At 73.1% G+C, this 20,243-nt stretch carries 17 protein-coding genes; 10 read left to right on the forward strand and 7 right to left on the reverse strand.

All coding sequences use genetic code 11. From position 1 onward, the window contains the following. Positions 1 to 19 precede the first annotated feature (19 nt). From OG207_RS07800 to OG207_RS07815, 4 genes are all read right to left on the reverse strand, one after another. Positions 20 to 385: a hypothetical protein gene (locus tag OG207_RS07800; protein WP_329097132.1), complete on the reverse strand. Its 366-nt coding sequence runs from the start codon at positions 383 to 385 to the stop codon at positions 20 to 22. After that, positions 382 to 1,341 carry a MerR family transcriptional regulator gene (locus OG207_RS07805; RefSeq protein WP_329097134.1) on the reverse strand — a complete coding sequence of 320 codons (960 nt, stop codon included), beginning with the start codon at positions 1,339 to 1,341 and terminating at the stop codon, positions 382 to 384. Before OG207_RS07805 ends, OG207_RS07800 begins: the two co-directional genes overlap by 4 nt. Positions 1,342 to 1,454: 113 nt before the next feature. Continuing rightward, on the reverse strand, positions 1,455 to 3,131 hold the full coding sequence (locus OG207_RS07810; protein WP_329097135.1) for a class I adenylate-forming enzyme family protein: 1,677 nt from the start codon (positions 3,129 to 3,131) through the stop codon (positions 1,455 to 1,457). Beyond that, positions 3,128 to 4,936, reverse strand: a complete 1,809-nt coding sequence (locus tag OG207_RS07815; RefSeq protein WP_329097137.1) for a CoA transferase — start codon at positions 4,934 to 4,936, stop codon at positions 3,128 to 3,130. Before OG207_RS07815 ends, OG207_RS07810 begins: the two co-directional genes overlap by 4 nt. 144 nt (positions 4,937 to 5,080) lie before the next feature. Between OG207_RS07815 and OG207_RS07820 the strand changes: the two genes are divergently transcribed. Further along, the gene (locus tag OG207_RS07820; protein ID WP_402695499.1) at positions 5,081 to 6,292 is read left to right on the forward strand and encodes an acyl-CoA dehydrogenase family protein; all 1,212 of its coding nucleotides are present in this window, start codon (positions 5,081 to 5,083) and stop codon (positions 6,290 to 6,292) included. 49 nt (positions 6,293 to 6,341) lie between these two features. On the opposite strand, the gene OG207_RS07825 is transcribed toward OG207_RS07820, so the two are convergent. Together OG207_RS07825 and OG207_RS07830 are read right to left on the reverse strand one after the other, a co-directional pair. Then, a complete protein-coding gene (locus tag OG207_RS07825) occupies positions 6,342 to 7,439 on the reverse strand; it encodes a sugar ABC transporter permease (protein WP_329097139.1) in 1,098 nt (365 codons plus the stop codon). Next, positions 7,436 to 8,641 (reverse strand): MFS transporter, encoded by a 1,206-nt coding sequence (locus tag OG207_RS07830; protein ID WP_329097141.1) that lies wholly within the window; start codon positions 8,639 to 8,641, stop codon positions 7,436 to 7,438. Before OG207_RS07830 ends, OG207_RS07825 begins: the two co-directional genes overlap by 4 nt. A gap of 203 nt (positions 8,642 to 8,844) precedes the next feature. Here OG207_RS07830 and OG207_RS07835 point away from each other — a divergent pair, with 203 nt between their 5' ends. The 4 genes from OG207_RS07835 (at position 8,845) to OG207_RS07850 (ending at position 13,506) form a co-directional block, all read left to right on the forward strand. Further along, complete coding sequence (locus tag OG207_RS07835; RefSeq protein ID WP_329097143.1) at positions 8,845 to 9,564, forward strand: hypothetical protein; 720 nt, start codon at positions 8,845 to 8,847, stop codon at positions 9,562 to 9,564. 147 nt (positions 9,565 to 9,711) lie between these two features. Then, entirely contained in the window at positions 9,712 to 10,413 is a 702-nt protein-coding gene (locus tag OG207_RS07840) for a sigma-70 family RNA polymerase sigma factor (RefSeq protein ID WP_329097144.1), read from the forward strand. A gap of 1,056 nt (positions 10,414 to 11,469) precedes the next feature. Further along, entirely contained in the window at positions 11,470 to 12,120 is a 651-nt protein-coding gene (locus OG207_RS07845; RefSeq protein ID WP_329097146.1) for a DUF4142 domain-containing protein, read from the forward strand. A 9-nt stretch (positions 12,121 to 12,129) separates the two neighbouring features. Then, a complete protein-coding gene (locus OG207_RS07850; RefSeq protein WP_329097148.1) occupies positions 12,130 to 13,506 on the forward strand; it encodes a DUF1996 domain-containing protein in 1,377 nt (458 codons plus the stop codon). 525 nt (positions 13,507 to 14,031) lie between these two features. Here OG207_RS07850 and OG207_RS07855 read toward each other — a convergent pair. Next, on the reverse strand, positions 14,032 to 14,769 hold the full coding sequence (locus tag OG207_RS07855; protein WP_329097150.1) for a PucR family transcriptional regulator: 738 nt from the start codon (positions 14,767 to 14,769) through the stop codon (positions 14,032 to 14,034). Positions 14,770 to 14,844: 75 nt separating this feature from the next. Between OG207_RS07855 and OG207_RS07860 the strand changes: the two genes are divergently transcribed. The 5 genes from OG207_RS07860 to OG207_RS07880 all read left to right on the forward strand — a co-directional run bounded on the left by OG207_RS07860 (position 14,845) and on the right by OG207_RS07880 (position 20,065). Beyond that, positions 14,845 to 15,453: a hypothetical protein gene (locus tag OG207_RS07860; RefSeq protein ID WP_329097152.1), complete on the forward strand. Its 609-nt coding sequence runs from the start codon at positions 14,845 to 14,847 to the stop codon at positions 15,451 to 15,453. A 508-nt stretch (positions 15,454 to 15,961) separates the two neighbouring features. Then, complete coding sequence (locus OG207_RS07865) at positions 15,962 to 16,813, forward strand: hypothetical protein (RefSeq protein ID WP_329097154.1); 852 nt, start codon at positions 15,962 to 15,964, stop codon at positions 16,811 to 16,813. Between the two features lie 29 nt (positions 16,814 to 16,842). Further along, the gene (locus OG207_RS07870) at positions 16,843 to 18,261 is read left to right on the forward strand and encodes an NADH-ubiquinone oxidoreductase-F iron-sulfur binding region domain-containing protein (RefSeq protein WP_329097156.1); all 1,419 of its coding nucleotides are present in this window, start codon (positions 16,843 to 16,845) and stop codon (positions 18,259 to 18,261) included. 127 nt (positions 18,262 to 18,388) lie between these two features. After that, complete coding sequence (locus OG207_RS07875; RefSeq protein ID WP_329097158.1) at positions 18,389 to 19,393, forward strand: SCO0930 family lipoprotein; 1,005 nt, start codon at positions 18,389 to 18,391, stop codon at positions 19,391 to 19,393. Positions 19,394 to 19,495: 102 nt separating this feature from the next. Next, positions 19,496 to 20,065, forward strand: a complete 570-nt coding sequence (locus tag OG207_RS07880; RefSeq protein ID WP_329097160.1) for a hypothetical protein — start codon at positions 19,496 to 19,498, stop codon at positions 20,063 to 20,065. The last annotated feature ends 178 nt before the right edge of the window (positions 20,066 to 20,243 follow it).

The raw sequence follows: 20,243 nt of genomic DNA on the forward strand, positions 1-20,243 counted from the left end.
CGGTGCGGGGGCCGGGTACTCAGTGGGCCGACCAGGGGACGCGGCAGGCGTGGGGGGCCGTGTCCTCGGGGCACAAGGTGTTGATCACCGTCCGGCGGATCACCCGGTGCGCCCGTCGGGAACACACCAGGCGGACGCGCAGCTCGACCGCTCGCCGTTCGCCGCTGCTCTGCCCGGGATGTTCCACGGCCCACTGGTGCGCGAGGAACTCGTACGCGTCCGCGGTCGACCCCTCGCTCCCGGAGAAGGAATCCGCGACGGTCGTGCCGGTTATCCGGGTGTTGCGGGCGTTGCGGGAGCGCACGGCGTCCTCGACGAGGCTCTCGACCCAAGCCAGCCCCTGCTCGTCGGCGTAGAGGCCGAAGGTCAGTTTGCGCGTCCTCATCGTGTCAGGCCCTTCTCGTGGTCGGCGTCGCCCTTGGCGAAGACCGTGGTGAACCATGCGTACACGGGGGCGAGCGTAGGCGACGCGGGCCAGCCGTTGACCACCGCCAGGAGTTGCCAGTAGCGCTCGGCACGGGGGTCGGCGGTGGTCCGTAGGCGGGCGAGGAGCCAGCGGCGCAGGTCGCCGTCGTCGGCGCACTCGAAGGCGTGGGCGTAGAGGCCGCCCAGCGAGTCGGCCAGGAACGTGCCGCCCGCCGAAGGGGGCACGAGGCCGGCGGACACGGCCTCGGCGATCCGTTCGCGCATCGCCCGGTTGAGGGCGTGGTGCAGGGTGCCGGCGTCCTGCCGGTCGGGTTCTTCGGCCTGTTCCTCGGCCGTGCGGCGCAGCACGGCACGGAAGTCCTCGTCCTGACAGAGTTCGGCGAGTTCCACCCAGGCCTCGACCTGTTCGGGCGTCGGATCGTCGGGGAGCTCGGGCGTGACGGATCGCATCAGGGTCTCGAACTCCGGGTTGGAGTGGGGGACTTCGAAGGCGTCGTCGACGAATCCGGAGACGAGGAGGCGTCGTTCTGCCTGGGAGAGCGTGGCGAGTCGGTGCATGAGGTCCATCTCCAGGGGGGTGGGGCCGCGTCTGGCGACCGCGCGGAGCACGGCCCGGCGCAGGCGCAGGGTACGGATCTGCACGTCCAGGGCGTTGGCGTGCGCTGCTGCGACGTCCGGCAGGGATACCTCCCGGTCCAGGACCCGGCGGACGGTCGCGAGGTCGAGCCCGAGATCGCGCAGGGTACGGACGAGGTCCAGGCGGGCGAGCGCGTCGAGGCCGTAGCGGCGGTAGCCCGCCGGGCTGCGGCCGGTCGGGGGGACGATGCCCTGGTCGGAATAGAACCGGATGGTCTTCACGGTGAGGCCGGTCCGGCGGGATAGGTCTCCGATGGATTGGAGCGCGTCGCTGTCCATGCCCCCAGCTTGATGTCTCCCCCCACGGGAGACTCAACCGGAGCCCGGGGCTCGTTACTTGTGTGCGGAAATGGGGTCCCGGCGGCGGGCGTCCGGCCGCCGGGACCAGGACGTCATCCCGCCTGGGCGAGCGGCGGAGCCATCGAGGCGGTCGCCGCGAGGCGCTCGCGCAGGGCCGCGCGGTCCGGTTTGCCGGCCGCCGTCAGGGGCAGTTCGGCGATCAGGAGCAGCCGCTCGGGGTGCTTGCTCCGCTCCAGCCCGCGCCGCGTGAGGTGTTCACCGAGGGAGGCGAGGGTGAGGGCCTGTCCTGCACGCGGCACCACGCAGGCCGCCAGCCTCTCCCCCATCAGCGGGTCCGGCACCCCGATGCAGGCCACGTCCCGGACCTGGGGGTGCGCGGTGAGTTCGCGTTCCACCTCCGCCGGGCTGATGTTGGCGCCGCCCCGGATGACGATGTCCTTGAGGCGGCCCACGACGTGCAGGACGCTGTCGGAGTCGAGGTACCCGAGGTCACCGGTGCGGACCCAGCCGTCGGGCGTGCGGTAGCGGGCGTCCAGGTCGGGCGCGCCCACGTAGCACAGCGGGGTCATCGGTCCGCGCGAGATGATCTCGCCCACGGCGCCGTCGGGCAGCGGTTCGTGCGTGTCGGGGTCGGCGATGCGGATCTCGGCGACCCGGGGGTCGGGATGGCCCGCGACCACCCCGGATCCGTCGGTGGGCGGCACCGTGTTGCCGAGCCCCGTGTGGCAGTTGACCCCGTCGGCGGAACCGTAGAGGTTGACCACGGGGCAGCCGAAGGCCCGGGCCGCGGCGGCCGCGGTGGTCTCGTCGAGCGGCGCGCCGCCGAGGACCAGTGCGGTGGGCGCGGGCAGCTCCTCGTCCGTCCCGTCGAGGCGTTCGAGCATCATGCGGACCATGGTGGGCACGCCGAGGACGTGCGTCGGCCGGTGCTCGCGCACCGCCGCGATCGCCGCGTCCGGGCTGAAGTGGTCGAGCAGGACGAGGGTGCCGCCGTGCCGGGCGAGGGTGACGGCGGTGCCGTTGGACCCGAAGGCGGACGCCAGTGGCACGAGGAAGAGGCAGCTCGGCGGGGTGCGGTCGGGGATGAGGGAGGCGAGGAAGTTCCCGCGCCCACCGGCCAGCGCGTTGTGCGAGTACGCGATCATCTTCGGCTCGGCCTCGGAGCCGGAGGACACGAGGATGCGTGCGGCGCTGTCGGGATCGGGTCGGGCAGGAACGAATCCGCTGGGGTCGGACCGCAGCAACCCCGATAGCCGAATCGTTCCTTCAGGCATGGTTCCGGGGCCGGCGGCAATCACGTGGCGCAGGGCCGGAAGCGACGGGGCGAGCGTACTCAGATCCGCCGCGTGCCGGAAGTCCCGGTGCTCGGTGGCGGCGATGACGGCGACGGCCTCGGCACGGCGCAGCAGGCACTCCGCTTCCAGGACGCCCCGGCCCACCGGGAAGGGAAGGGCGATCGCGCCGAGCGCGGCGAGCGCGAGATCGGCGATGACGGCGAAGCGGTCGTTGGGGAGTTGCACGCCAACCACGTCGCCCGGGCCGATCCCCAGGTCCCGCAGGCCGGTGGCCAGACATCGGACCTTGCGGTCCAGCGCGGTGTAGCAGAGCTTGCCCTTGGCGTCGATGACGGCCGTGCGGTGCAGGTCGGCGATCTGGCGTGCCCGGAAGAGGCTGTAGAGGTCGAGGTCGGGGCAGGTCCCGTCGACCACCCAGGAACGGCGGAGTTCGGCGGGCAGCAGGTCGTGCAGTACGAGCCTGTCGGCGGTCATACGAAGCTCCAGGGGTCGGGGACTGCGGGGGCGCCGTGCGCGTCACGGCTGATCGAGCCGGAGAAGCGCGGATCGTGGTGCAGGTCGGACAGCTCGGTGGTGACCGCGGTCGCGGTCAGCCCGTGCTCGTGCAGCCGGGCCAGGGCCTCGGCCGTGGACAGGCCGCCCAGGTCGTGGGCGGCCACGGCGCGGGCGTCGGCGTCGGTGGGCGCGAGCCAACCGTCCGCCGTCGGCCGTGGGAGCCGGAATCCGGCCGGCCGCCGGGGGTTCTCGCCGCGGGCCGCCCGGCGCAGGGCGGGCGCGATCAGCGTGTCGGCCGCGCCGAGCAGGGAGGAGTCCACCCGTACGCCGTGGCCGCTGCGCTCGCGCAGCAGCAGTCCGGCGAGGACGGCCTCGGCGCCGAGCAGTCCGCCCAGTACGTCGAGCAGGGTCATCAGCGAGGGTGCCGGGGCCTCGCCCTCGGGGCGGACGGCCTCGCCGACGCCCGTACGGGCCTGGACCATGAAGTCGGTGCCCATGGGGGCGTCCTCGATCCGGTCGGCCCAGCCGCTGGTGTACGCGTAGACGAGCGCGGGATTGACCCGTGCGAGGTCCTCGGAGTCGAGGCCGAGCTCGGCGGCCTTGCCCGGCGCCCAGTTGTGCAGGAAGACGTCGGCCCCGGCCGCCAGCTCCCGCAGCCGTAGGCGGTCGGCTTCCTTCTTGATGTCGATCTCCACGGCCCGCTTGCCCCGGTTGAGGGCGAGCCAGCGCGCCGAGATCCCGGAACAGGCCGGGGGCATGCCGCGCAGCGGGTCGCCGCCCGGGGGTTCGATCCGGATCACGTCGGCGCCGAGGAGCCCGAGCAGGTGCGCCGCGAGCGGTGCCTGGATGCGGCGGCCCGCTTCCAGCACGGTCAGCCCGGCCAGTGGTCCGCCGTCGTGTGCCGCGCCGGGCAGCCGGGCCGAGCGGGCGGTGAGTCGTCCGGTGGCCGACCGGGTCAGGGACCAGGGGGCGGCGCCGTCGTGTTCCGCGGCCCGCTCCGCGAGCGGGTGCAGGGCGCACACTTCGGTGCCGGATGCGGCCGCGGCCCGGCGGATCCGCTCCCAGGTGTGGGACCGGGCCGTGAGGTGGAGGGCCGCCGGGAAGGGGGCGCAGGCGGTGGCGTAGCGGAACTGGAAGGGTCGCCAGCCGACCCGCAGGGCCTCCGCAGGCGCCTCGAGGGCCTTCCAGAAGGCCGCCCAGGCACCCGCATCGAGCGTCTCCAGTTCGAAGAGGATGCCGTCGGCGGAGGTGAACGGAGGTCCTCCCGCCGCCAGTTCGACGGCCTCGCCCTCGTCGGCACCGGCGGCCGCCAGGTACTGGGAGACCGCGAGCAAGCCCGCCCGGTCCGCGCTGGTGGTGACCGCGCGGGCGGCGCCGCCGCGGGCCTGGCCCACGAGAGCCGCGAGCAGGCCCTGTACGGCCAGGACCCCGGTGGCGGTGGCCGCGTAGTCGACGGCGAGACCGCGCGGGGTGCCGTCGCGCCGGCCGTGTACGGCCATGATGCCGGTGGCGGCCTGCACCGTGGCCTCGTCGGCGAGCCCGCTCAGGGGATCCGCCCAGGTGGCGCTCGCGCACACCGGGTCGAAACCGCCGCCTGTGAGCGTGGTGCCCGCGGTACCGGTGGCGGCGCCGCTGGACGCGTCCCCCGGTGCGGGACGGTCCGTCCGTGCGCCGAGCTGCCGCAGGTGGTCGGCGATGACGCTCGCGATCTGCGGGGGCCCCGAGGTGTCAAAACGCAGTGTGTCGAGCGGCCGGACCGTCTGCGTGGTTGCTGGTGACGCCATGCCTCTCCTCTCCTGGCGCGGCGGTGGCCGGCGCCCGGGTCTTACCGAATGTGGGGAACCCGGGAGCGTCCGCGCCCGACCAGTTCCACGGACAGTGAGTCGGTCGGCCGTTCCCGCGAGTTCCCGGGAATGAGGAGGAAAGAAGTGACGGATCCAGGCACGGACCACACCTCGGGTGCGCAACAGGCTGCGGGGACGGATGAGTTGAGGGGGCGGATCGACCGGTTCGTCCGTACCCGGGTGATCCCGCGGGAGGCGGTGTTGGACGCTGGCGGGCCGGCTGCGGCCGACGCGCTGGCCGAACTGCACGGCCGGGCGAAGGAGGAGGGCCTGTGGGCGCTGCCGCTCCCGGTGGAACTGGGCGGTGGCGGGCTGGGGTTCCGGGCGTACGCCGCACTGGCCGAGGCGGAGGGGGCCAGTGACCACGGTCCGGCCGCGCTGGGCTCCGCCCCGCTGCTCGACGTCACCATGCTGGCGCGGCACGGGGGGACCGCGGTCCGCGACGCGTACCTGAAGCCGCTGGTCGCCGGGGAGATGCGGACCTGTTACGCCATGACCGAGCCGGACGTCCCCGGCACCGATCCCTTCGGGACCGGCACCCGGGCCGAGCGCGGTGCGGACGGGAGTTGGCTCGTCACCGGACGCAAGTGGTTCACCTCCGGCGCCGCGGGCGCCGACCTGGTGACGGTCATGGCCCGCACCGGCGGGGGCGCTGGTGACCGCGAGGGGCTGTCGTTGCTGCTCGTGCCCACCGCGTCGGCCGGTTTCCGCGTCGTGCGCGAACTCCCCGTGCTCGGTGCCGGCGGCCAGTACGAGATCGAGCTCGACCGGGTCCGGGTACCGGCCGACCACCTCCTGGGGAAGCCCGGGGACGCGCTCGCCATCGCCGGCGAGCGGCTGCAGCTCGGTCGGACGCTGCGCTGCCTGCGCTGGCTCGGCCAGGCCCGGCGCGCCTTCGACCTCATGTGCGAGCGGGCCGCCACCCGCAGTGGTTCCCGCGGGCCCCTCGCCGACCAGCAGCTGATCCAGGGTCACGTCTTCGACGCCCTGCTCGCCCTGCGCACCACCCGCCCCCTGGTGCACGAGGCGGTGGCGCTGATCGACGCCGGACGGGACGCGCGTACGGAGGTGGGGCTCGCCAAGGTCGCCGCCGCGCGCATGCTCCAGCAGGTCGCGGACTCCGCCATCCAGGTCCACGGCGCCGCCGGGCTCGGTCCGGACACCCCCCTGCCCGGGCTCCTGCGCACGGGCAGGGCCGCCCGCATCCTCGACGGGCCGGACGAGCTGCACATCACCTCCGTGGCCCGCCGGGTCCTGCGCGGTTACGCAGCTGACGGCGGCAGGGAGACGGCCTGAGTCGTCCCTTTCGGATCGTGCGGGCCCGGCACGATCCGAAAGGGACGGCCTAGATGCGGGTGATGTCGACGAGCCCGTACAGGGCTGCGAGGCCGAGCGCCAGGAAGAAGTCGCCCCAGATCAGCTCGTGTCGGACGGCCAGCTCCTTCCCGGCGTCGTAGCAGCCGTCGAGCAGCATCCCGGGCGGGCGCCCGGAGTCCGGGCCGGTGAGGTGGTGCTCCGCGAGGTGGTGGAGGATCGCCTCGGCCCGGTGCGCGTACGCGGCCGCGCGGGGGCCGGGCACCCGGGCGAGCTTCAGCAGGGCGACCGCGGTGATCGCGGCGGCCGAGGTGTCGAGCGGCCCGTCCGGCCGGGCGGCGTCGGCCGCCGGGACCAGCCCTCCGGCCGGGGATCCGCCGTCCGCCGCCAGGAGTTCGGCCGCTTCGGCGAGCCGGGCCGCCGGGCCGGGCACCGTCGGGTCCGGGCGGAGCAGGGCGTCGGCGACGGCCAGGAGCAGCCAGGCCCGACCCCGGCTCCAGCCCGGCGGCGGGTCCGTGCAGGGCTGCCAGCCCGCGTCGGCGTCGAAGCGCAGGGCGGGACGTAGTGAGGGGTCCCCGCCCCGGCCCGCGCCGAGGCAGAGGTCGAGGTGGCGGTGGAGGTGGGCCGCCGCCGCGGCGGCGCCCTGCGGTCCGGCGCCGGCCAGCAGGGGTACGGTCCCCGGCACCCCGTCCACGCGCGCGAGCATGCGGGGTCCGCCGAGCGCGTCCCCCCAGGGCACGAGCCCGAGTTCGCGGTCGTATGCCGACAGCACCGCCCGGGCGCCGCGGTCGCGCAGCTCGGCGGCCCCGGCGTCGTCGCCGGCCGGAGCGGTCCCGTACCAGAGGATCAGGCCGCGGGTGGCGGTGTCGGCCCCGACCCACGGTTCGAGCCGGGCCGTGCACGCGGCGGCGGCGCGCCGGTCGGCCGCGTCCCCGGTGTACCGTGCCCGCAGCCAGAGCAGCCCGGCCCAGAACCCTCCGGTCCACGAGCCGCGACCGGTGGTCGTCCACCGCCCGTCGGCCGGCTCGGCGTACAGCGGGAAGCGGGGGCCCACCGCCTCGGCGGTCACCGCAACCCGTGCCATGACGGCCTCGAGGGCCGGGCCCGGCCAGGTGCCGTCCGCGCTCATGCCGTGCCCTCCCGCCGGTCCCGTACGGCCCACAGGAACGCGACGGCCGCCGCCGCCGCGAACTCCGCCGCGACCAGCAGCCAGCCCGGCCCGTACCGTCCGCTCTGCGCGAGCAGGCCGAACAGGGGCGGGCCCGCCGCGAATCCGCCGAAGAACCCGGCCGCGACCAGCGCCGAGTCCTGTCCGGCGCGGCCGGGGGCGGCCCGCTGCACGACCAGCACCATCGAGACGGCGTTGCCGGAGACGGCGAAGACTCCGACGGCGATCGCCCCGACCCACACCAGCGGGCCCACCACCAGGGCGGCCACCAGGAGGACCGCCGCGCCCAGGGCCCCGCAGGCCAGCCATCCGGGGAGCCATTCGGCCCGCCCGGGCCGGGCCGCCTTCGACCATCCGATCCGGCCCGCGATCCCCGCCACGCCCAGCACGGCGACCAGGGCGGCGGCCGCCGTCGGGCCCATGTGCAGCCGCTGTGCGCCGAAGAGCGCGAGGTAGGTGTTGACCGAGGCGATTCCGGCGCCGAGGAACAGCGAGAAGACCGCCAGCCAGGCCACCATCCCCCGCGGTACGAGAGCCGTACGGGGCCCTGCGGGCGGCGCGGCGGGGTCGGCGGGCAGGACGCGCAGGGCCCACAGCCCGGCGAGCAGGGCGGCGCCGGCGCCGGTCCAGACCGCGCCCCGCCAGCCGATGCCGCCCGCGAGCAGGGCGAGCGGCAGTCCCGCCGCGAAGGCGCCGAGCTGGACCCCGGACTGCTTGAGCCCGGTCACCGCGCCCCGCCGTTCGGGCACGACGGCGCGCAGTACGGCCTTGTTGGTGGCCGGGTTGGCCAGCGCCTGGGGTACGCCGCCCAGCGCGACGGCGCCGAGGAGCAGACCGGCGCCGGGCGCGGCGCCGATCAGGGCGAGGGCCGTCGCGGAAAGCAGCAGCAGGACCACCAGTGAGCGGCGCGGACCGATCCGGTCCACGATCCGGCCGCCCGCCGGGGACAGGACGGCGGCGGTCCCGAAGCCGATCGTGGTCGTCAGTCCCAACACGGCCGGGGATACGCCGAGTTCGCTCACCAGGCGCGGGCCCAGCGCCCCGAGGAGGAAGAGCTGGAGCATCGAGAACGCCATCGCACAGGTGAGCAGCGCGGTCAACTGCCGCCCCGCCGCACCGTCCTTCTCCGCCGGCGATGCGGTCGCCGTCCCCTCCGCCGTCACGAAGTCTCCCTTTCCCAGACGTTGAACTCTTCGACCGAGCGGGTAGGCAGTCGGATGGAGCGGCGGGCAGGTTCCCCGCCCCTGCTGTGCCCTGCACCACACGAGGCGGGCGGCCCGGCCATGACGGGCCGGGACGCGGAACTTGTCCGGAAGTGCGCACCCTGATGTGCGGCTCGGGAGGCCGGTGCAAGGATGATCCCTCGATGAACCCGGTCCGCTGTTTCCGCGCCCTGAGGGCTGCGATGTTCGCAGCCCTCTGTGTGCTGCTCGCGGCGACCGGACACCTGCTCATGTCGGGTGCGGCAGTGCCTTGGTGGGCCCTGTCCGTCGCCTTCCCGGGCACGGCGGCGACGGCTTGGGCCCTCGCGGGACGTGAACGCGGGCTGCTCGCCGTGACGACGGCGGCCGTCGCCGTCCAGGCGGTGCTCCACACCGGTTTCTCCCTGGCCCAGTCCCTCGTCGGACCGGCCGCGCCGACCGGATCAGGGCAGATGGCGGCGATGTCGCCGATGGTGCGGATGTCGCAGCCGACCGGCGCCGGGATGCCGCACGCCCCGGCCCACCTGCACCACGCCCTGCCCGGGACGGCGGACGCCGTGACCGGTGCGACCGGCGGGTCGCTGCCGGGTGGTGTGCACGAGGCGGCCGCCATGTCTCCGTTCGGCATGCTGGCCGCCCACCTGCTGGCCGCCGTGGTGTGCGGGCTGTGGCTCGCCCATGGCGAGAGGGCCGTCTTCCGCGTGGTGCGCGCCGTCGCGGGACGCTTCTGGACGCCGCTGCGCCTGCTGCTCCGTACGGCCGTGCCCGCGTACCGGCCGCCCGTCCAGATCCGCCGCCGGCGCCACCACCGCGCGCCGCGCCGGCTCTTCCTCGTCCACGCCATCACCTCACGGGGTCCGCCGGCGGGAACCGCTGTCCTCTGACAGCTGGTTCCCCGAGCCGCGCCCGCGACCGCTCTCGCACCCGTACCCCGCGCCTCGGGCCTCGGCCGTGCCTTCTGCCGGCCGGACTCCTCACCGGCCCGCCGTTTGCGGCGCCGGACTCCCCTTGCCCGTAAGGACCTTGTGGCAATGACTGCTGCCCTGACGACCCCCTCCTGTACCACCGGCGACCGGCCGGCCAGGCGCACCCCCGACTCCGACGCGGCGGTGACCCGGCTGGCGCTGGACGCCCGCGACGGGGATCCCGTGAAGACCGACCGGTTCGTGCGCGCGCTCCACCGCGACGTCTGGCGCTACGTGGCCTACCTCAGCGCCGACACCCAGGCGGCCGACGACCTCACCCAGGACGTCTTCCTCCGTGCGCTGGCGAGCCTGCACCGGTTCGAGGGCCGTTCCTCCGCGCGCACGTGGTTGCTGTCCATAGCCCGCCGCACGGTCGTGGACAGCCTGCGCCACGCGGCCGCCCGTCCCAGACTCTCGGACCGCTGCGACTGGCAGGCGGCCGCCGAGCAGACCCAGCCGTACGACGTACCGGGATTCGAGGACGGGATCGCCCTGGCGGAACTGCTCGCCGTGATCCCGGCCGAGCGCCGGGAGGCCCTGGTGCTGACCCAGTTGCTGGGCCTGTCCTACGCCGAGGCGGCGACGGCCGTCGGCTGCCCGATCGGTACGGTCCGCTCCCGCGTCGCCCGTGCCCGTACCTCCCTGATCGCACTCCTGACGGACACCCACGCGGCCGAGCCGGCTCCCGAGCCGCAGGGGCCACCGCCGGCTCCGCGGCCCGACCGGGCCCCGGAGCGGATGCTGGCGACGGCCGCGGCCCTCGCCTGATCCTTCGAACGGGCCGACGGGAGGGCTGCGGGCGTCGTGCGCCCGCAGCCCTCCCGCGTCGACTCCGTGGGGACACTCCCTCGGACGGGAGGACCGTCCCGGTACCGAGCTTCCGCGGGGAGCCGCCGGGCGGGACGGCGCCCGCGCCCGAGCCGCTGCAGCGGACCCCGTTCCCTGCGCCGGTCCGGTCCTCCGGGACGCCGCTGTCGTGCGACCTGCCGGCCGGGGTGGTGGGGAGCGGACCGACGCACGGCCCGCCCTGCCAATGCCGCCGGGCGCGTCGAAGACCGCCGACGGTCCGGTACTGGAGGCCGCGCCACCCCTGCACGACGAACAGGGCACCTCCGTACGGCAGTTGGAGCGGACGGCCCCGTACGGCGGCCGGTGGGTCGCAGCGCGGTCGCGTACGAGGCGATGAGCTCCGTGCCCGAGCAGTGGATCCCCTTCGTCACGCTCCCGCGCCGGCGGCGAGCGGGGCTGGACCCGGCGGCGGAACCGGCGGCGGGCCACCTGCGTGAAGAGGGAAGGGGCCCCCAGCCCGGCGGCTCCCGGCTGACGGGGGCCTACAACCGCGCCCGGGGCCGGGACGGCCCGGTGGTCGTCCGAAGCACCCCGCGCCACGGCCCGGGGTGCGGAGCTCACATGCGGGACTCGGGGTGCGGGGCTCGAGACATCGGGAAGCCGCGAGCGGTCTGGCTTTTGACCACCTCGTGGACACCCCTGACGCCTGATCCGGGTTCCGTACCCGGGCCGGCGCGCACGCGGGCACGGCCGTACGGCACCCGGGCATGACGGGGCACGGCGGCGCCACCCGGGCGAACGTCCGGGCGCGCCGCAAGATACCAGCCTTCCGCAGAGTCGCCAGGATGTTTATCCGATGGTGATGTCCTCCGGCCTCGACGCCGCGCCCGGCACTAGCGTCCCGTGACACCCCGGGAATGCGGGTGCGCTCCGCACTGCATGTGCGGCCCCTCCTGCCCCGCCACCCCCTCCCGGCCCTTGGAGCGAGGAGGCACAGTGCCGTCATTGCGGCGGAGATCCATCAGCAGCTTGTCGTTGGCCACGCGATACACGATCGGAAGCGGCCTGGTCATCACCGCCCTTGCGCTCACCCTGATCGCACTTCTCATACCTGTGGACAGTTTCGGCAGCCGACCCGCGGCCGCCGTGGCGGGCCCGGCGGGTCCGACCGGCGCCGACGACGACGGCGGCGGAACGTTGAGCACGGCCTTCGGGCCATTGACCGCCGCGGACCGTGACTTCATCCGCAAGGTCCGGCTCGCCGGGCTCTGGGAGTTGCCCGCGGGCCGGCAGGCCCAGCAGCGCGGGTCCCGGCCCGCGATCAAGACGGCCGGGCAGCACCTCATCGACGGCCACACCGAACTGGACCGGCAGGTCATCCAGGTCGGCCAGGCCCTCGGCGTCGATCTGCCCAACCAGCCCTCCGCACAGCAGCAGGACTGGCTGGGCCAGATGAACCGGGCGCGCGGCGAGGAATACGAACGACTGTTCGCTCAACTGCTGCGCGCAGCCCACGGAAAGGTGTTCGCCCTGGTGGCCCAGATCCGGGGACAGACCAAGAACTCGATGGTCCGGGCCCTCGCCTCATCCGCCAACACCACGGTTCTGGACCACATCACGGTCCTCGAAGAGACCGGACTCGTCGACTTCGACGCGCTTTCCAACAATGTCCAACCGACGAAGTGAAGTGATCGCATGAGTAAAAAGGGCCACAAACGCTCACGCTTGTCGAACAAGGTCCTTGGCGTGATATCCGCGCTCGTACTCGGCGGTGGCGGCGTCGCCGTCGTCGCCGGGAACGCGTCCGCCGGCCAGGACAAGGCGGGGGGGATGACGTCCACCATCGACTGCCCCGACGTGGGAGAGAAGCTCACCGCGGTCCCCGAACAGGCCAAGCCCGAGGTCGACGCGAACCTCGCCAAGCTGGACGACCAGGTCGCCGACGCCTACAAGCAGCTCGCCGCCGGAAAGGCCAAGGGCGACGCCGCCCTCCTCGGTGACCTGAAGCAGAAGCGGGACAAGACCATCGCGGGCGTGGCCGACGCGATCGGCCGCGGCGGCCAACGTCCGAACGACATCCAGGCCTTGGCCGCGTGCACGATGAAGCAGGCGGCCGCCGCGGACGACGGCGCGGCAGCGGCCGCGAGCAAGGGCGAGCAGGGCGCGGCCGCCCAGGCCGCCGCGCAGAAGGGCGGTCCGGCGAAGAACGACTTCGTCAACATCACCAAGATCAAGCCGAACGTGAAGAACCCCGCGCAGGCCGGAAACGCCTCGAAGGGCTCCTTCACCTCGCAGTGCGGCCGCAACGAGGACAAGCACTTCAACCCCGACAACGTCATCGTCGCCCCCGGCGTCTCCAACGGCGCCCACCACATGCACGACTACGTGGGCAACAAGACCACCGACGCCTTCTCCACGAACAACAGCCTCGCCGCGTCCGGCACCACCTGCAGCAACGGGGACCAGTCCACGTACTACTGGCCCGTGCTGCGCTTGCGCGACGGCAAGGTGGAGAAGGACGCCAAGGCGCCCGGCGGCGGCCAGGACGGCAACGTCGGCACCATCCTCCAGCCGAAGCAGGTGTCGCTCACCTTCAAGGGCAGTCCGGTGGGCAAGGTCACGGCGATGCCCCGCTTCATGCGCGTCATCACCGGTGACGCCAAGGCCTTCACCAACGGCAACGCCAACGCCAACGCCTCCTGGAGCTGCACGGGATTCGAGAACCGCCAGCTGAAGGACAAGTACCCGGTCTGCCCGAAGGGCAGTGACGTGGTGCGCACCTTCAACTTCCAGAGCTGCTTCGACGGCAAGAACGTCGACAGCGCCAACCACCGCACGCACGTGGCCTTCGCGGACAAGAACGGCAAGTGCCCGAACGGCTTCAAGGCCATGCCGCAGCTGGTGATGCGCCTCACCTACGGGGTGGCCCCGGGTGCCCGGTTCGCCGTGGACAGCTTCCCCGAGCAGCTCCACAAGCCGGTGACCGACCACGGCGACTTCATCAACGTGATGTCGAACGGCCTGATGAACAAGGCCGTGAACTGCATCAACAACGGGCAGAACTGCCGCTGACCCCCGCAGCGGCTCCCCTTCCGCTCCCGGGCCGGACGCCCCTCCACTCCCCCAACCCCGGTGTCCGGTCCGGGACAGGTGTTGGTCCGAAGCCGACTTCGGACCAACACCGCTCGTATGTGTACGTCGCCGCCGCCGAGTCCCGGCGGCGGCGTACTGCGTTGTAGGGGCGGCCAGGTGGACCGGCCGGCCCGGTGGCGCACACCGCAGGAAGCGGGCGCGGGGCCCGCCCGGGCGGCGTACCGCACGACCACACGGCCCGGGCCCGCGGCCCGGGCCGGCAGCGCACCACGCCGCACCGCACGACGCCGCACGACACAGCACCACGCCGCACTGCAGGCCACGGCCCGCACCGCACCGCAGGCCACGGCCCGGACCGGTGGTGCACCGCAGGACACACGGCACACAGCACCACAGCCCCACAGCCCCACCCGGCGGGCCCGCCCCAGGACGTACGCACGACACAGCCCGGCCCGGCCCCGTATTACGGGGCCGGGCCGGGCTGTGTCGGGATCTACTTCGGGATCAGAGGCCGTTTACGCGGGCCATCCGTCCGACGACCATGGGGGTGAAGTCTGCTTGGATCACGCGGGCCGCCCTGCGGCCGACCCGCGAGTGCTGACGCCGGACCTGGGCCATCAGCCGGCGGCTACGCAGGGCCATCTCCAGCTCGAACCGGGTACGGGGGTCCCGCAGGCCGGTGCCGAAGAGCTTCTCCAGCTGACGCATGCGGTACCGCACGGTCTGCGGGTGGACACTCAGGGCCTTGGCGGCCTCGGGGGCCCCGCCGCCCTCCAGCCAGGCGAGCAGCGTCACCTCCAGCCGCTCGCTCTGGCGGGGGGTCAGGTCGGCGAGCGGGCGCAGCCAACGGGCTGCCAGCGCGTGGGCCAGGGGCTCGTCCTGAAGGAGCAGCAGGGTCGAGAGGTGGTCGTCGACGAAGACGGGCCGGACCTCCAGGCCGGGGCGGGCGGGGGTCAGCGCGGCCAGGCGCAGTGCCCAGCGCAGTGAGGAGGCCGTGTCACGGAGCGGGACGGCGTGGCCCACGGCCGCGAACCGGCCGCGCAGCAGGTTCTCCAGCGGGGCGCGGTTGTCCGGGTCGGCACTGGGGACGAGCAGGCACGGACGGCCCGCGAACATGCCGACGAGAGCGTGGTCCAGTACCGCCGCGAGCTGCTGGGTCTCGCCGGGCGTGGCGGGCACGATGGCCCGTACGGCGAGCGGGAGGGGCCAGCCGGCCGCCTCCGCGAGCTCGCTGAGGGACATGTCGGATGCGTCCCTGTCATCAGTGAGGGTCCTGAACAGGTCATGCCGCGCCCGGTCCATCTCGCGGACGCTGTCGTGCCGCGACTCGTGCCGGCTCGTGTGCCGGGCCTCGCGCAGCCCTTCGTTGCGGACTTCGCGGAGGCCTTCGCGACGGGCTTCGCGACGGCCCTCGTTGCGGGCCTCGTTGCGGACCTCGCGGAGGCCTTCGCGACGGCCCTCGTGCGTGACCTCGCACTCGGCCCTGACCGCGGCCCTGGCTGCGGTCCCGACCTCGACCTTGCTGCCGAACCGGCTCTCGACCTCGATCTGATTCTCGATCTCGTCCTCGCTCTCAGCATGTACATCGTGCTCGTCCGGTGCTTGTTCCCGGTGCTGATCCTGGTAGCCGAGGACGGTGAGGAGAGCCTCTTCCACCCTCTGCCGGAACAACTCGTCATCGATGGCATCGTTGTCATCGATAAGTGCGGAAAATTCCGGAATTCCATGCAGAAGCTCCTCCACTATCTCGGCGGCCAGCGAAGGGAGTTCCCTGCGCAAGACGCGCGTCCACTCGCCACGCGGGCGGGACCAGATGCGGTTCAGAAGTTCACACATCGTTTTCCTCGTTCGTGCCGGGGTGAGGCTTGTCCAGGGAAGAGCGACAAGCCCGCCGAGGTTGCTCCCCACGTCAACATCTATGTCTGACGCGAGAGTTGCGGCCCTCGTACTCCCTCCTAGAGAGGTCCGACCACTTACGGTCCTGCGACTTTGCCGTCTTTTTGCCGTCGAGGACGCGTAGGTGGCGGGCGGCGCGGTGGCCTGTCGCAACCCCCGCTGGAGGGGAATCTTCCGGGGTTGTTCGATGCACCGGAGACGCGGTGCGAGAAATTATCACGTTTCGATAAAACCTGTGGAGCTGCTGTGCAGCTCCACGATGCTGCTGCACTCCGGCCCCAAGTTCCCTCGGCCGGCGCGGAGTTTCACAGCGCTGCCGGGTACGACGACAACGACCCCCGGGTACCGAGCGCCAGGTGGAGTGCTCGGATGCCCAGGCGCACAGGAGACCTGGATGCCCCTGCCCCAGCCTCAAATGCCCAGCTCACACAGGGCCCGCCGCAATCGCCGACATGCTTCGGCTGCGGCTGCGGCCGCCGGACGGAGGGCCGTCAGGCGACCCTCCCTCCTCCCCAAGGAAGGCAGGCTGAGTCCCGGCGTGCTCTGCGCCGTCGGCGCGGTCATCACGGCCGTCATCGTGGCCGCCCGCGCGGGCGCCTTCAGCCAGCTATTCGCCTTCCTCGATTTCGGGGCGGGCGTGCTCTCGCTCGTCTCGCTCACCGCCACCGTCCTCTGGGGGCTGGCCGCGACCGACCGGGCCGTCCTCGGTTCGGGGCACCGGCTGCTCGCCCAGGGCGCGCACCGCGGCCTCGCCGTGTCAGGGCTCCTCTTCCTCGCCCTGCACATCTGGATCAAGGTCGCGGGACAGCGGACGACCGCGACTTCCGCGGCCGTGCCGTTCACGGACGCCACCCGGCCCGTACTGGTCGGGCTCGGCAGTCTGGCCGGATACCTCTTCATTGCGGTGGCCATCTCCGGCGCGGTGCGCAGCGTGTTCAACACCAGGAGCGGCTCGGCGTGGTGGCGGGTCCTGCACTTCGGCGCCTATCCGGCCTGGGGCGCCTCACTGGTGCACGGCCTGAAGTCGGGCCGCGCGGCCGCCCCCTGGGTCACGTCCGCGTACGCGCTGGCCCTGCTCGGGATCGTGGGTGTGCTCGTGTTCCGGGTCAGGAGCCGGATGCGCGAAGCGGCCGTCTTCGTGCCGCCCACCCCCCAGCCCGTGGCGGAGGCGCCCGTCCGGGGCGGCGTGCCCCGACAGAGGCGCGGCTCGCGTCCTGCAGCGGCAGCCGTGACCGCGAACCAGGCCCAGCCGCCCCGGCCCGAGCGACCGGCCCTCAATGACCGACCGCCCCTGAGCAACGAACCCCCGCGCACCGCCGTCTACGCTCCGAGCCGGGCCCGGGCAGCTGCGGATGCCGAGACGCTCATCAGCCGGGACCAGTGGCTGTGAGCGGCGAGCCGCGCCCCAGCCTCGGCTGCGTGGGCGCTCCCCGGCTGCTGGCCGGGCTCGACCAGGCCGCGCGGCTCGACCGCGTGGCCCATCTGACGACACACGGCCAAATGCCCCGATACCGGCCGGAAGAACTCGTCGACCTCGCCGAGAACATCGACCTCCGCGGTCGCGGCGGCGCGGGCTTCCCCTTCGCCAAGAAGCTGCGCTCCGTGATGCGGTCGGCCCGCGCCGGGGACGGACAGACCGCCGTCGTCGTCAACGGTAGTGAGGGCGAGCCGAGTTGCCTCAAAGACACCGCGCTGCTGCTGCACACCCCCCATCTGGTGCTCGACGGGGCCCTGCTGGCCGCCGCCGCGCTGAACTCCGAGGACGTCGTGGTGGGCGTCACCCGGAGGGACGTGGAGCAGTCGCTGCGGGAGGCCGTCGCGGAACGCGGCCCGGCAGGACGCCGGGTGCAGGTCACGCTGCTCCCCGAGCGCTTCGTGACCGGCGAGAGCACGGCGCACGTGAACGGCCTCAACGGCGGGCCGACGCTGCCGTCCGGCCAGAAGGTGCGCACCAGCGACCGGGGCCTGAACGGCGTGCCCACCCTGTTCTCCAACACCGAGACCTTCGCCCAGCTGGCCGTCGCCGCCCGGCTCGGCGCGCTGGACTTCCGTGCGACCGGCCTGCCCAGCGAGCCGGGCACCATCATGCTGACGGTCGCGGGCAACACGGTCGTCGAGACGCCGAGCGGAGCCGCGCTCTCCTACATCCTGGAACTGTGCGGCACCGATCCGGGCCAGGGCGTCCTGGTCGGCGGGTTCCACGGCAAATGGCTCACTCCGGCAAACGCGCGAGCGGCCGAGATATCACGCGAGTCCCTCGACCGGCTCGGCGCGCGGCTGGGGGCGGGGGCGGTGATGCCGCTGCCCATGGACACCTGCCCGGCCGGCGAAGTGGCACGCGTGACCCGTTGGTTGGCCAAGGAGTCGGCCGGCCAGTGCGGCCCGTGCGTACGCGGGCTGCCCGCCATCGCCGACGTACTGGACGAGGCCATCCGGGGCGGGGGCAAACCCGCCCTGGAGATGCTGGAGCTCCGGATGAAGGCGGTGCTCAAACGCGGCGCGTGCAGCCATCCGGACGGCACCTCGAACTTCGTCGCCTCGGCGCTCAGGACCTTCCCGGACGAGTTCCGCGACCACGCGCTCGGCAGCGGCTGCGGCAGACGGGTGCTGGGCGCCCTTCCGCTGTTCGAGGACGACGAGAGCCCGGAGCGGCTCCTGGTCGACTGGACCCTCTGCAGGGGCCACGGGCTGTGCGTGGACGTCCTGCCCGATGTGGTCCGCCTGGACCTGGACGGCTTCCCCGCGGAGGCGTCCATGGCCGTACCCCGCGCGCAGCGCCAGAAGGCGCTGCGCGCGGTGCGGCGCTGCCCGGCCCTCGCGCTGCGCATCCAGGACTGAACCAATGCCCCGGGTTCAATGTTGGCGCGATCTGACAAATTCCCCGGGATATTCGCTTCCACCGCTCCCGGCCCCGTATCAATTACCGGGGGCAAGGAAACGCGGAACCGAACCTGAAGGAGAGATCGTGAAGATAAACCGTCGTGAGATATTCGCCGGGTCAGCGGTCGCGGTACTGATGATGACAACCGCCGCATGCGGAAGCTCCGACAATTACGGGGGAAAGGCACCTGCGGTACAGCCGGTGGGCGACAGCAAACAGGTCGGAGCCGGCTCCGGCTACGGTGACCCCTACGGAGGCGGTTCGGGCGCGGCCCCGGCGGGTGCGGCCGGCAAGACCGGCTCGGCCGGACAGCTGAAGGTGAACGAGATCGCGGGCCTGGGCCCCGGGGTCACCGACAGCGAGGGCTTCACGCTCTACCGGTTCGACAAGGACACGCCGAAGCCGCCCAAGTCCAACTGCGAGGGGGACTGCGCGGCGGCCTGGCCCGCGGTGTCCGCCGATGACGCCTCGGTCAGCGCGGGAATCGACGCGGCGCTCCTCGGCTCCGTAGCCCGGGCCGACGGCACCAAGCAGCTCACGCTCGCCGGATGGCCGGTGTACCGGTACTCCAAGGACGCTAAGCCGGGCGACTCCTTCGGCGAGGGGGTCGGCGGCACCTGGCACGTCCTGGGCCCGGGCGGGAAGCCGGCCGGCGCCAGCAAGGGCGAGGGGGCCGGTGCGGAGAAGGAAGAGAAGAAGGAAGAGAAGCCGGACGCCGCGGCGAAGGGCGGCGAACTCACCGCCGTACAGAACCCCCAGCTCGGAACCCTCGTCGAGGACGGGGAGGGCAAGACGCTCTACCGGTTCGACAAGGACAGCGCCTGGCCGATGAAGATCGGCTGCGTGGACGCCTGCACGGACACCTGGAAGCCGGCCAAGCCGGTCGACAAGGACAAGGTAAACGGAATCGCCCCTGAATTGATTGGAAAGGTGAAGCGGCCCGACGGTAGCGAGCAATTGACGATCGACTGCTGGCCTGTTTACACCTTCACCGGTGACAAGGAACCGGGTGACACCACCGGGCACAACAACAAGGGCCTCTGGTTCGCCATCACCGACAAGGGCAAGAAGGCGAAGGTCGTCGGCTAGCCCCTGTCGGCGGCCCGCCGATCCGCCCCTGGAACGCGTGGTGCCCGGGTACCTCCCCGCCCGGGCGCCACGGCCCCTCCCCGATCAGCCAGAGAGGTCACCATGCCGTCCACCGACCGCCGCACCCGCCGGATCCGGCGGATCCGCTCGTCGCTCACGGCCGTCGCGGCGGTATGCGTCACCACGCTGCTGTGCGGGGGCTGTTCCTCGAAGGCGGCGGCCCAGCACACCTCGGCCGAGGCCCCGGCGACCGCGGCGGCGGCACCCGGGACCTCCCTCGAACAGATCGCCACGGCCATCGGCTGTACCGCCGAGGTGAACGTGGAGGTGGAGGAGCTGCGCCAAGGCGGGTGCCAGGCCGGACAGGTCGTCTACCGCATGGCCACGTTCACCGCCGAGCAGGGACTTCGCTCCTGGCTGACCGAGGCCCAGATGTACGGCGGCCTCTACCTGGTCGGCGACCGATGGGTCGTCACCGCGCCGACGGAGGAAGCCCTGACCACACTGCGGGGACGTCTCGGCGGCTCCCTGGAGACCGGCGACACCCACGGTGGCGCACACGGCGGGACAGCCGGTGCTACGCCCGGCGGGACAGCCGGCGCGACACCCGGTGCGACGCCCGGCGCGACGCACGAGGGCGAACACGACGGCGGCCAGGGGGGCGGCCACTGAGGCCTCCCCCGAACCGCGCACGCGTCGGCCCCCGGTACACGACCAACCGGGGGCCGACTTCGGCGTGTCGGCCACATGTCCTGTTGTCGGCTCCTTCGTGAGGAGCACGGGGCACAAACCTTCGGGATGATTCGGCCGAGCTCCAGGTGCAACAAGGTGGACGCGTAAGCGACTTCAC

It is taken from the genome of Streptomyces sp. NBC_01439 (assembly GCF_036227605.1).
Taxonomy (GTDB): domain Bacteria; phylum Actinomycetota; class Actinomycetes; order Streptomycetales; family Streptomycetaceae; genus Streptomyces.